At 49.7% G+C, this 12,076-nt stretch carries 14 protein-coding genes, 1 tRNA gene and 2 other RNA genes; 2 read left to right on the top strand and 15 right to left on the bottom strand.

From position 1 onward, the window contains the following. Window positions 1–6: 6 nt before the first annotated feature. The 3 genes from KU854_RS19075 to KU854_RS19065 form a co-directional block, all read right to left on the bottom strand. Window positions 7–137: non-coding RNA, RtT sRNA (locus KU854_RS19075), on the bottom strand. Window positions 138–189: 52 nt separating this feature from the next. Further along, window positions 190–320, bottom strand: a non-coding RNA gene (locus KU854_RS19070) — RtT sRNA. 52 nt (window positions 321–372) lie between these two features. Further along, window positions 373–460: transfer RNA gene (locus KU854_RS19065), tRNA-Ser, on the bottom strand. A gap of 204 nt (window positions 461–664) precedes the next feature. Here KU854_RS19065 and KU854_RS19060 point away from each other — a divergent pair. After that, window positions 665–1,240, top strand: coding sequence for a UPF0149 family protein (locus KU854_RS19060; RefSeq protein ID WP_218359946.1), 576 nt, complete (start codon window positions 665–667; stop codon window positions 1,238–1,240). A gap of 141 nt (window positions 1,241–1,381) precedes the next feature. Next, window positions 1,382–2,767, top strand: a complete 1,386-nt coding sequence (dbpA, locus tag KU854_RS19055; protein ID WP_218359945.1) for an ATP-dependent RNA helicase DbpA — start codon at window positions 1,382–1,384, stop codon at window positions 2,765–2,767. Between the two features lie 38 nt (window positions 2,768–2,805). On the opposite strand, the gene KU854_RS19050 is transcribed toward dbpA, so the two are convergent. The 12 genes from KU854_RS19050 to cydB form a co-directional block, all read right to left on the bottom strand. Further along, on the bottom strand, window positions 2,806–3,657 hold the full coding sequence (locus KU854_RS19050) for a bile acid:sodium symporter family protein (protein WP_218359944.1): 852 nt from the start codon (window positions 3,655–3,657) through the stop codon (window positions 2,806–2,808). A 105-nt stretch (window positions 3,658–3,762) separates the two neighbouring features. Next, window positions 3,763–4,824 (bottom strand): quinolinate synthase NadA, encoded by a 1,062-nt coding sequence (gene nadA, locus KU854_RS19045; RefSeq protein ID WP_218359943.1) that lies wholly within the window; start codon window positions 4,822–4,824, stop codon window positions 3,763–3,765. A 142-nt stretch (window positions 4,825–4,966) separates the two neighbouring features. Then, entirely contained in the window at window positions 4,967–5,701 is a 735-nt protein-coding gene (ybgF, locus tag KU854_RS19040) for a tol-pal system protein YbgF (RefSeq protein WP_218359942.1), read from the bottom strand. 15 nt (window positions 5,702–5,716) lie between these two features. Beyond that, window positions 5,717–6,244, bottom strand: a complete 528-nt coding sequence (gene pal, locus KU854_RS19035; protein ID WP_054778878.1) for a peptidoglycan-associated lipoprotein Pal — start codon at window positions 6,242–6,244, stop codon at window positions 5,717–5,719. Between the two features lie 32 nt (window positions 6,245–6,276). Then, window positions 6,277–7,629 (bottom strand): Tol-Pal system beta propeller repeat protein TolB, encoded by a 1,353-nt coding sequence (tolB, locus tag KU854_RS19030; protein WP_218359941.1) that lies wholly within the window; start codon window positions 7,627–7,629, stop codon window positions 6,277–6,279. A gap of 12 nt (window positions 7,630–7,641) precedes the next feature. Then, window positions 7,642–8,736, bottom strand: a complete 1,095-nt coding sequence (gene tolA, locus KU854_RS19025; protein ID WP_218359940.1) for a cell envelope integrity protein TolA — start codon at window positions 8,734–8,736, stop codon at window positions 7,642–7,644. Window positions 8,737–8,749: 13 nt separating this feature from the next. Then, window positions 8,750–9,196, bottom strand: coding sequence for a protein TolR (tolR, locus tag KU854_RS19020; RefSeq protein ID WP_054778875.1), 447 nt, complete (start codon window positions 9,194–9,196; stop codon window positions 8,750–8,752). Window positions 9,197–9,199: 3 nt separating this feature from the next. Beyond that, complete coding sequence (gene tolQ, locus KU854_RS19015) at window positions 9,200–9,886, bottom strand: protein TolQ (RefSeq protein ID WP_054778874.1); 687 nt, start codon at window positions 9,884–9,886, stop codon at window positions 9,200–9,202. Next, window positions 9,876–10,289, bottom strand: a complete 414-nt coding sequence (gene ybgC / locus KU854_RS19010) for a tol-pal system-associated acyl-CoA thioesterase (RefSeq protein WP_218359939.1) — start codon at window positions 10,287–10,289, stop codon at window positions 9,876–9,878. The genes tolQ and ybgC overlap by 11 nt, the downstream gene beginning before the upstream one ends. Window positions 10,290–10,508: 219 nt before the next feature. Then, window positions 10,509–10,793, bottom strand: a complete 285-nt coding sequence (gene ybgE, locus KU854_RS19005) for a cyd operon protein YbgE (RefSeq protein ID WP_054778872.1) — start codon at window positions 10,791–10,793, stop codon at window positions 10,509–10,511. 10 nt (window positions 10,794–10,803) lie between these two features. After that, entirely contained in the window at window positions 10,804–10,914 is a 111-nt protein-coding gene (gene cydX, locus KU854_RS19000) for a cytochrome bd-I oxidase subunit CydX (protein ID WP_078752244.1), read from the bottom strand. A gap of 15 nt (window positions 10,915–10,929) precedes the next feature. Further along, window positions 10,930–12,066 carry a cytochrome d ubiquinol oxidase subunit II gene (cydB, locus tag KU854_RS18995; protein WP_218359938.1) on the bottom strand — a complete coding sequence of 379 codons (1,137 nt, stop codon included), beginning with the start codon at window positions 12,064–12,066 and terminating at the stop codon, window positions 10,930–10,932. Window positions 12,067–12,076 lie beyond the last annotated feature (10 nt).

Raw genomic sequence — 12,076 nt, 5'->3', positions numbered from 1 at the left:
TGAATATGGCGGTGAGGGAGGGATTATTCGTCGTTCCACTCCTCACCCCTTCGGGGCCGTCGGCAAGCCGACGTTGCGCGGCTTCGCCGCTGTGCGAACCCTGTCGAGGCTTCTCACCCTCCCACAAAATGTAGCTTTACATAAGCCCAAAACGAGAAAACCCGAGCATCTCTGCTCGGGTTTTGAATATGGCGGTGAGGGAGGGATTATTCGTCGTTCCACTCCTCACCCCTTCGGGGCCGTCGGCAAGCCGACGTTGCGCGGCTTCGCCGCTGTGCGAACCCTGTCGAGGCTTCTCACCCTCCCACAAGATTTCGCTTTCCATAAGCCTAAAACGAGAAAACCCAAGCATCTCTGCTCGGGTTTTGAATTTGGCGGTGAGGGAGGGATTCGAACCCTCGATACGTTGCCGTATACACACTTTCCAGGCGTGCTCCTTCAGCCACTCGGACACCTCACCATATTGTTCGTTGGACTTTGCGTCCCAACGGGGCGTTACTATAGGGAAGCACGGACTTAAGGTCAATAAAATTTCCGAAAAGTTGACGCAAGTGATTAAGTTTCAAACGCATTGTTCGCAGAACAGACGAAGTTAGGCATTTCACTCTCAAATTTTGGTGGGCACTGATAGAATGTATTCTTCAATTTCAGCTAAGAGTGTTCCATGTCTATCTCGCTTTCCCAGTTTATTACCGAAAATGAATTTGAGTCAGCGTTGCTATCAGCAATGCAAACTGAAGGCTTTGTAACTGCAATGGCTGCAGCGCCGCATATGATCGACCCTAGCGAATGGCTGGCATTTATGTGGGGTGGCGAAGAAGAATCACCATTTACTTCACATGAACAACTTGAGCAATACGCCAACATCATTGTCGCTATGTGGAACGAAAAGCGTGGTGCCTTGCTATCAAATGAATGGCAATGGCCGGAAGCCTGCTCATTGAGCGAAAGTGAAATCGTCAACGAAGAGACGCGTGAATACTGTGAAGGCATGCTTCAAGGTTGGACGTTGACCCGTGATGACTGGGAAACCTTGATGCCAGAAGATTCACCGGAAAACGCGCTGTTAGGCGGTGTTCTGCTTTCCATCAGCCTCCTGTTCGATCCAGAATCTGCTTTGGCAGTAATGGAAACACAAGGTGCAGCTGATTTGGCACAATTTGAAGAGATCTTTAACGGCATGCCTGTCATGCTGTGCGGTCTTACCATGCGTGCACAACAATTAGCGGAACAACAATAATCCGTCTTGTTGCTACACGCCTTTTTGGAATAAGCGGCCTTGTGCCGCTTTTTGTATATAAAAAGGACATGATTTCCTGTTATAGTCCCCGCCCTTAATCCACACGCCACTTTTACTGGCCCAACTTGCGGAATACTTCCTTTGAGTACTCAAGTATTTTCAAACCTACCTCTGAAAGCTGAATTGCTTTCTACGCTCAATGACATTGGCTACGCGACCATGACGCCGATTCAAGCACAGAGCCTTCCAACAATACTTGAGGGCAAGGACGTTATCGCTCAAGGTAAGACCGGGTCAGGAAAAACCGCTGCATTTGCTCTTGGATTGCTTAATCGATTGAATGTAAAGCGCTTCCGCGTTCAATCTTTGGTGCTTTGCCCAACCCGTGAACTGGCTGATCAAGTTGCCATTGAAATCCGAAAGCTGGCGCGTGGTATCCACAACATTAAAGTACTGACACTATGTGGTGGTGTACCCGTTGGTCCACAAATCGGCTCTTTGGAGCACGGTGCGCACATTATTGTAGGTACCCCAGGCCGTATTCTTGATCACATGGAAAAAGGCCGTCTTTCTCTTGAAGAATTAAATACACTGATTCTGGACGAAGCTGACCGCATGCTGGAAATGGGCTTTCAGCCGGCGTTGGACGCGATTTTTGCCGAAGTGCCTAAGGCGCGCCAAACCCTGTTGTTCAGTGCCACCTACCCTGCTCAGATTGAAAAGATTGCGCAGCAAATCATGGTGAAACCAACCATGGTAAAAGTGGAATCCAACCACGACAGCAATACGATTTCACAGCACTTCTACCAATGTGAAAACAACCGGGAGCGTATGCATGCGTTGCGTTTGCTGCTGCTAAAGCACCAGCCTGAAAGCGCGGTTGTATTCTGTAATACCAAACGTGATGTGAAAGATGTCGCTGCTGTACTGGAAAACGACGGTTTCTCTGTGGTGGCCCTGCATGGCGACCTCGAGCAACGTGACCGAGACCAGATGCTGCTCAAGTTTGCCAACAAGAGCGTGACCATTATGGTAGCCACTGACGTTGCTGCACGCGGTCTTGATATCGAAGCCCTTGATGCGGTAATTAACTACCACATGGCTTACGATACAGAAGTTCACATTCACCGTATTGGCCGTACTGGCCGCGCAGGTAGCGAAGGCGCAGCTTATACTTTCTTCGGCCCTGAAGATGGCTACAAAACTGCCCTTCTGGAAGACTACCTGGAACGTGATATCAAGTCGGAATCCTTGCCGGATGAATCTGTTCTTCGCAATACCCCGCGCACCCCAGAGATGGTGACGCTGCATATTGATGCGGGTAAGAAAAGCAAAGTCCGTCCGGGTGACATTCTCGGTGCTCTGACCGGTGAAAACGGCATTGAAGGAAAAGAGGTTGGTAAAATCAAAGTAACTGATTACCGCTCATACGTAGCCGTAAAGCGTGATGTCGCGAAAAAAGCGCTGAAGAAGCTCACCTCAGGTAAAATCAAAGGCAAGACCTGCCGCGTTTGGCAACTTCGCTAAGCCTAATTGAAAAAAGCCGCTGAAATCAGCGGCTTTTTTTATGAAGAAAGTTGGCGTCTGCGGTGCAGTGCGATGAGCACAACAACCGGAATATTCATTAAGACGCCATAAAGCAAAGGGGTCAGAGCCAGTTCTGGCTGTTTAAGCTGAACAACAGCAACAAATATGGCGGTTCCCGCATTTTGGATGCCCACTTCAATCGACAGTGTTTTGGCAAGAATACCATCCTCACCGAAACCTTTTGCCACTAAAGCGCCCAGTCCCATTCCCAGCAAGCAAAGAGACAGCACTGCTGCGGATACCACAGAAAACAACTGGTAGAAAACCTTGGTATTTGCAGCCAGCGTTACAGCAACGGTAAAAAACAGTGCCCACAACGCAGTGCGTCCGGCAAACTCGGCAAACCTTTCAAAACGGGCTGAGCGGCAGCGGTGATTTAATGCCATACCCAGCAAAACAGGCAACAGTGTCACCATCACCAACTGTAATATCGCTGTTTTAATGGGCAGGGTCGCGGACACCTCTGGCACAACCAGTGGCAACAGCAAAGGTAGGCTAAAGGGAATAATAAGGCTGCTTATCGCTGTCATGGTAATCGAGAGGGCAGAATCTCCTCCGGCGAGATGACTGATAGCATTTGAAGAAGCACCACCCGGCGCTAATGCTAGGATCCATAGGCCAACAGCAACGACGGGTGGCAGAGCAAATATCTGAATGAGGGCAAACGCGATGATGGGTAAACCGACCAGTTGCGCCAATAACCCTACCCCTACCTTGCCAGGATATTGTAATACTCGCTTAAAATCCGCGACTGACAGAGTCAGGCCAACACAAAACATCATCCAGGCCAGCGCGAGTGGCAACCCTACCGTTAACATTGTCTGAGCCATTTTTTCTTTCCATATTTTGGCAACAAAAAAGGCGGTTATTTTACCCGCCTTTCATTCTAAATCGATTTGAGTCTACTCGTTTTTCAGTACACACGAAACAAGGCGTTACGCGTTGCCTTTAACTTGCAGTTGCAATGACGCCGCAAAATCGAGCATTCGATTGAGTGGCACCAGGGACTTCACACGCACAGCCTCATCCACATGAATTTCGTGCTCTTCGCCACCATCACGTAGCGCCCGCTCAATGGCTTCTAAGCCATTCATCGCCATCCACGGACAATGTGCACAACTTCGACAAGTAGCACCTGCACCTGCTGTTGGCGCTTCAATCAACTCTTTATCCGGCACGACCTGCTGCATCTTAAAGAAGATGCCTTTGTCTGTGGCCACAATCATTTGCTTGTGGGGAAGCTCTTTTGCCGCTTTGATAAGCTGGCTGGTTGAACCTACAGCGTCGGCAAGCTGCACCACACTGGCGGGTGATTCAGGGTGAACCAAGATCGCCGCATCAGGATACAGGGCTTTCATGTCTTTCAGTGCTTTGGCGGAAAACTCATCGTGCACCACGCACTCGCCTTGCCACAGCAACATCTCTGCACCAGTTTTTTGTGCGATGTATGAGCCAAGGTGACGGTCTGGGCCCCAGATAATCTTCTTACCCTCGGCGTCCAGATGCTCGACAATCTCTAGCGCAATAGAAGACGTCACAACCCAGTCTGCACGCGCTTTCACCGCTGCTGATGTGTTAGCGTACACCACAACTGTGTGGTCAGGGTGCGCGTCACAGAACGCGGTAAACCTGTCTTCAGGACAACCCAAATCCAACGAACACTCTGCTTCCAGTGTTGGCATCAACACGGTTTTTTCCGGCGTTAGGATCTTGGCGCTTTCACCCATGAAGCGTACACCGGCGACTAGCAATGTTTTAGCTGGGTGTTTGTTGCCAAACTTCGCCATTTCCAGTGAATCGCCCACAAAACCGCCCGTCTCTTCCGCCAACGCCTGGATTTCAGGGTCGGTATAGTAGTGCGCTATCATCACTGCATCTTTTTCCTTCAGCAGTGATTTGATACTGGCGATATAGTCCGATTTTTGCTTTTCGGACAGCACCTCCGGCTTGGGAGGAAATGGATATACTGACTCCGCAGTATTAATTATCTGGCTCATCAACCTACTCAGTGTTGCTTGCAATCCGATCATTATACCCCCCTTGATGCCGAATGTTCACCCTTAATACCCTAATTGGAAATACGGAAGGCCAGAACGAAAAAAGCCAGCAAACTGCTGGCTTTCAATATAGGTGGCTGACTTATTGGCTCAACTGCTTTTCAGCTTGTTTTGCCGTTGTCGTTCCAGGGTACTCTTTTACAACTTGGGTAAACAATGCATTGGCACCCGCTTTATCGCCTTCTTTCTCGGCAATCATACCCAGTTTAAGCAGGGCATCTGCGCGTTTGCTGGATTTCTGAACCTGGCTTACAGCCGTAAAGTTCTTTTTCGCAGCGGCAAAATCGCTCTTAGAGAAGTAGAGCTGACCCAGCCAGTAGTGCGCGTTTGGGGTATAGATAGAATCTGGGTACTTAGCTAAAAATGCATTGAAAGCATCCGTTGCACCGGCGTAATTCTTCTCTTTCAGAATGAGGTTTACCGCTGCATCGTATTCTGCATTTTCACTCTGATTCGAAGAATACGAATCTTTGGTGTCAGTTGTTTCAGTGCTGGTTTCCACTGCTGGTGCCGGTTTGGCATTACGCAGCGAATCAATCTCGCGGTACAGGTCGCGTTGACGTTCCAACATCTGATTAAGTTCATGGCTGTTTCGTTCAACCGTGCCACGCAATTGATCAATCTCACCGGCCATTTGATCCAGTTGACGTTGCATGTCCAATTGCATTTGATTGCGAGCTTGCAGCATTCGCTCCAGGCGCTCAATAGAGCCACTGCTTCCGCCCAACTCAGTCACCGGAGCAGGTGCGGCAGTCACTGGGACTGCCGCACTCACCAGTAACGCCAGCGAGAGTGTACGCAAAGTGTTACTGTTCATAGGATTTACCTTTTATTAGTAAACCAGAACCGCACGACGGTTCTTCGCGTAAGCTTCATCGCTCTGGCCCAGAACCAGTGGCTTCTCTTCGCCGTAGCTTACGATAGAAATTTGAGACGCTGGTACGCCCAGAGCTTGCAGGTACTTAGCCACTGCATTTGCACGGCGCTCACCCAGAGCGATGTTGTACTCAGGTGTACCGCGCTCATCCGCGTGACCTTCTACAACCACTTTGATGTCACCGTTTGCGCGCAGGAACTCTGCGTGTGCATCAAGCATATCTTCGAACTGTGGCAGTACAGAGTAGTCATCAAAGCCAAAGTAAACAGTTTGTGACTGACGCAGCTCGTTGTTACGGATTTCTTGTTCAGTCAGACCACCTTGACCACCGTCCACTGGTGTCACGATAGTGGTTTCAGAACCTTTGTTCATTGTCGTTTCTGAACCATCGCTTCCGGTAGTGCTGTCGCTAGAGCTACACGCAGCCAGAGTGAACATAGGCAGCGCAACAGCCAAACCCTTAAGTACTTTGTTAACTTGCATCTTGTTTTCCTTATATCAAATAAGCGCAAATATTATTGGAACGGAGACCATGCTGGGGCTCTCACCCTGCCGTTAGTAGCCGGTAGTCGTGCCTTAAATCGTCCATCGATGGAGACCAATGAAAGCACGTTATCACGCCCGTATACAGAGCTGTAAATTACCATACTGCCGTTTGGCGCAAGGCTTGGAGATTCGTCCAACATCGTTTTCGTTAGAATCTCAACAGCGCCCGTTTGCAAATCTTGTTTTGCAATGTTGTAGCCTGAGTCCGAGCGGTGAACCATCACCAGGTATCTACCATCTGGTGTAATTTGACCACCCAGGTTTTGGCTGCCCTGCCATGTAACCCGGTTGGTAGAACCATCGGCTAAATTTACTCGATAAATCTGTGGTTTACCACCCCGGTCTGAGGTAAAGATTAAAGACTGCCCGTCTGGATCCCAGAATGGTTCCGTGTTGTTCGCACGGCCTTCTGTGATCTGTTTCATCTGGCGAGTCTTCAGATCCATCACGTAAATTTGCAGGCTGCCGGTTTTAGACAAAACCAATGCCAGCTTGCTGCCGTCCGGTGAGAACTGTGGCGAACCATTATGACGTGGGAATGACGAAATCATCTCACGCTCACCGGTGTAAATATTCATTAAAAAGATCTGCGCCTGACCGTTTTCAAAGCTGACGTAAGCCAGTTGTTTTCCGTCCGGCGACCAGTTTGGCGACATCAATGGCTGCTTGGAGCGCAACACCAACAACTCGTTGTACCCGTCATAATCTGCAATACGCAACTGGTATGGATAATCCGCTTTGTCGTCGATGACTACGTAAGCGATACGTGTCAGAAACGCGCCTTTCTCACCGGTCAGTTTTTCGTAAACCAGGTCTGAAATGCGGTGTGCATACTGTCGAAGCTGTTTCGCATCCACCACTTTACGGTTATTCAGCAAAAGGTGATCTTTGGTCAGTACCAGTTCACCCGTCGCAGACAACCCTTTGCTTTGACCACCGGTCAGTTGGCCACGGACAATGTCGATCAACTGATAGTTGATAAGATATTTGCCATCCGGTGTTGGGCTGATTGTGCCAGTCACCAGTGCATCCACGCCCATTGCAGTCCAGTCATTAAAATCCACCTGCTCATCGTTGTATGGCGTTTGTGGCATTTTATCGAGCGGCACAGGGCTGAATTTACCACTGCGCTGCAAATCTGAAGCAATGACGGCAGACACATCGGTCGGCAATGTACCCGTGCCTTCCCACTTGAAAGGCACGATGGCGATTGGACGGGCGGAGTTAACCCCTTCGGTAATAACCAGTTTCAGCTCTGCATACGCAGGCTGTATGACTGCTACCATCAGTGTCAATGCACCGAAGAGTAAACGTTTTAGCATGAAGACTCCCTCTTACTCTGGTTTTACAGTCAGTTCAATACTCTGAAGCTGTGCTGCTACATCTTTGTCATCAGGCATTGGGAACGATGACACTTTTAAAACTGCCGCTTTGGTCGCCCGACAAAGCGACTTATTGCCACCAACTTCGGTCACATCAAGCAACAAGCCAGTACCGGATAAACGCATTTTCACGACACATTCTTGGCCAAGAAAACTGTTATCTACCAAAAGATTTTGACGGATCATTTGTGTATAGATTGAGCCATAACGCGAGACTTCATCACTAATGTACCGTCCCCGAGCCGTATCCCTGGTAGCGGATTCCGACTCGAGACCGCTAAAAAGCTCGTTAAGAGCAGCCTCCTGCTCTGCCTGTTTGCGCTTCGCTTCTGCTGCTTTACGTTCAGCTTCTTTACGAGCTTCTTCGGCCTTACGGGCTTCCTCTTCGGCTTTCTTCTTCTCAGCTAACTTGCGTTGGCGCTCTTCTTCCGCTTGACGAGCTTCTTCTTCAGCGCGTTGCTTTTCAGCCAGTTTGCGTTGACGCTCTTCCTCAGCTTTGCGTTGCTCTGCCAGCGCTTTCTGGCGTTCAGCTTCAGCCTGCTTAGCGGCTTGTTCTGCTTTACGCTGTTCTTCAACTCGGCGAACGCGCTCTGCTTCTGCTGCAGCTGCCTTCTCTTGAGCAACACGCGCAGCGGCTTCCGCTTTGCGCTGCTCATCAGCGGCTTTTTGTTTTGCTTCAGCAATACGCTTGCGTTCAACTTCCGCATCACGTGCTGCTTTTTCAGCGGCCAGTTTCTCTGCTCTCAGTTCGCGCAGGCGCTTTTCTTCCTGTTCACGTTGCTTTTCAAGCAGCTCGGCCTGTTGTTCAAGGCGGCGCAGGCGATCACTTTCCTGCCGCTGCGCTTCTTCACGCTGCTGACGGATCTTTCTTGCCTGCTCATTAACCACATTCGGGTCAATCACCACCGCTTCGATACTCTGTCCTTTAGGTTGATGCGTCACTGATGTGAAGTCCGCCCCCCAAAGCAAACCACCAATCAAGGCAGCATGAAGGAGCACAGAGATGACCGTCGAACCTGTGTAGTTATTATTCTGCTTTTTCTTCATTCCAGTTCTCATTTTATGAATCAAGCGGTTCGGTCATTAGTCCCACTGACGAGACTCCCGCTTGGTTCAGCGCATCCAGCGTAAGAATGATTTCTGAATAAGGTACACGCCCATCACCACCGACGAGCACAGGCGATTTAGGATGGATCTCCAATTCTGCTTTCACACGTACAAGCATGTCTTGCAAAGAGAGCCCGCGAACCATGTCGCCATTATTCACGCTCAGCCCCAGACCACCATTTTGATCGACTTCAACAATAATGAACGCGCCACTGTCTTCCTCTTTGGCAAGTTCTGCTGCTGTTTTCGCCGTTGAAGTCTGAGGTAGTTCGACATCCACCCCCTGAGTGACAAACGGTGCTGTCACCATAAAAATGATCAGCAGTACCAGCATCACGTCAATGTATGGCACCACGTTAATTTCGGCGGTCATTTTCCGCCGTTTACGCTGATACGGCATCCATTACTCCTTCGGCGCTGCAAATGCCTGACGGTGAAGAATGCTAGAGAACTCTTCCATGAAATTCATGTAGTTGTTTTCCAGTTTGCCGACTTTGGCTGTCAGACGGTTGTATGCCATAACTGCCGGGATTGCAGCAAACAGACCCATTGCCGTTGCAACCAGCGCTTCTGCGATACCCGGTGCAACCATCGCCAGTGTTGCCTGCTTCACCGCACCCAGTGCGATAAACGCATGCATGATGCCCCATACGGTACCAAACAGGCCGATATATGGGCTGATAGAGCCAACAGTTGCCAGGAATGGCAGATTGGTTTCCAGAGATTCAACTTCTTTCGACAGGGACACTCGCATCGCACGGGATGTTCCTTCCATCACAGCATCTGGCACTTTGCCGTTGCTGCGGTGAAGACGCGCGAACTCTTTAAAGCCTGAGTAGAAAATTTGCTCGCTACCGGAGATGTTGTCTTTGCGTGCCTGAACTTCCTGGAACAATTGGGACAAATCCATACCCGACCAGAAACGGTCTTCGAAGCGTTCTGCTTTTGACGCAGCTTCAGACAACACTTGCGAGCGTTTGATGATCATTGCCCAAGAAACAATAGACATGCCCAGCAACACCAACATCACTGCTTTTACCAACAGGCTGGCTTGCAAGAACAGATCAAGAATGGAAAGTTCAGCGCTCACTTATAATCTCCGATTGAATCGATTTAGGAATGGATTTCGGCTTCATTTTCTCAGAATCGACACAGGCTACCTTAACTGTCGCCCGACACAACACATCGTCCTCTGAATTAACTAAAACCTGACAGAATGTCAGCGTTGCACGACGCACCTCTGACACCGTAGTTTCTACCGTCAGTGCTTCGTCAAGACGGGCGCCTTTGAGAAAATCAATGTCCATATGGCGCACGACAAACGCGGTATGTTCTTCAAATAACGTATGTTGATGGACACCGATGCTACGCAGAAGTTCGGTTCTGGCGCGCTCGAAGTATTTGAGGTAGTTCGCATGATATACGATGCCACCGGTATCGGTGTCTTCGTAATACACTCGGACTGGCCATTTGAATGGATGGAGACTTCTCATCCGGATAATTACCTGAAATCCATAGTAAGGTTTAGCGAATTACTATAACTGACTTACTTAACGCTTTGAAAGCGCCAAGCAACGAAGCGTGTCACGAATGGCGCAAATATACCCAACCAATCCTGATTCGAGACGGTTGCCCGCTGTCAAGTTCGCCTAAACGCAAAAAAGCCCGGCGCTAATGCGTCCGGGCTTTCCCTTCATTTCATTTTGACGGTGTTAAACAAAAGCCTTCACCAATACTGCAATCATGACAATCCACGCAAACGGCGGAAAGAACACTAGCTGCCAAAGCCAGAACCTGGGTTTGAAAGCCATGCCATGAATAATGCCAGTACAGGTGGCCCAAATTAAGGCTGGGCCGTTCAGCACGTTAAAGCCACCTAGTTTTGCCGCGAATGCCTGTGGATCCCACATAACCAACCCGCCGCATGTCAGTGCCAATACAAGCGACAACACCATCAGAACACGGATATGAAGACGGTCATGCAGACCGTCTAGCATAGACGTGAACTTATTCTTCACTGTCGTGATCCATTGCCTCAGTGTGTTCTAGCCACAGGGCATTGATGATACCGAACGAGCACGCCAGCAATACACCTAGAATCCAAGCGAAATACCACATGGTTGACTCCTTCTCTTAGTACAGTGAGTTTTTGTTTTCTTCGATGAACTTGCTGTCCAAACGACCGAACATTTTGTAGTAACACCAAATGGTGTAACCCAGAATGATCGGAACCATCACAAAGGCCACGCCTGTCATGATGTTCAGCGTCAGTTCACTTGAAGTCGCATCCCACATGGTCAGGCTGTGAGAAGGCACCAGGCTTGAAGGCATCACGAATGGGAACATCGCAAAACCTGCAGTCAGGATAACACCCGCAATTGCCAGACTTGAGAACAGGAATGCAAAACCACCGCGCTCAAAGCGCGAAGCCAGTGCAGCCAGCAGAGGCATCACAACAGCCAACAAAGGCGCAGCCCATAGAACTGGGTAAGCTTCGTAGTTGTTGAACAATGCACCCGTCAGGGTTACCACTTCTTTGTTCAGTGGGTTAGATACTGCATCCGTCACGATTTGGCTGGTGATCACAAAGCCTTCAATGCTCTGCGCCCAGAAGCCTGCCAGTGCAAAACACACTGCCGTCAGTACTGCAGAGATTTGCGCTACGTTACGTGCACGAACGTGCAGCGCATCAGTGGTTTTCATCTGCAGCCAGGTCGCGCCCTGGGTAACGATCATGAACAGGCTAACCAGACCACACAGCAGTGCGAACGGGTTCAGCAGGCCAAAGAAAGTGCCCTTGTAGGTAGGGATAAGGATATCGCTCAGCTCAAACGGTACGCCTTGCAGCAAGTTACCGAATGCCACACCAAAGATAATTGGTGGAACGAAGCCGCCGATGAAAATTGCCCAGTCCCAAGCGTTACGCCAGCGTGGATCTTCAATTTTCGAACGGTAGTCGAAACCAACAGGACGGAACCACAGCGCCGCCAGCGTCAGGATCATTGCCAGGTAGAAACCTGAGAACGATACTGCATACACCAGTGGCCATGCAGCAAACAGTGCACCACCAGCCGTGATCAGCCAAACCTGGTTACCGTCCCAGTGTGGCGCGATGGAGTTAATCATCACGCGGCGTTCGTTATCGGTTTTGCCGATAACCGGTACCAGCGCACCAACGCCCATATCAAAACCGTCTGTCACCGCGAAACCAATCAGCAATACACCAATCAGCAGCCACCAGATAAGACGTAGAATTTCGTAATCAAACATCGCTCAAGCT

It is taken from the genome of Enterovibrio paralichthyis (assembly GCF_019209835.1).
GTDB lineage: Bacteria > Pseudomonadota > Gammaproteobacteria > Enterobacterales > Vibrionaceae > Enterovibrio > Enterovibrio paralichthyis.
Note: the sequence above shows the minus strand (reverse complement) of the source record. Positions and strands in the feature narration are given on the sequence as shown.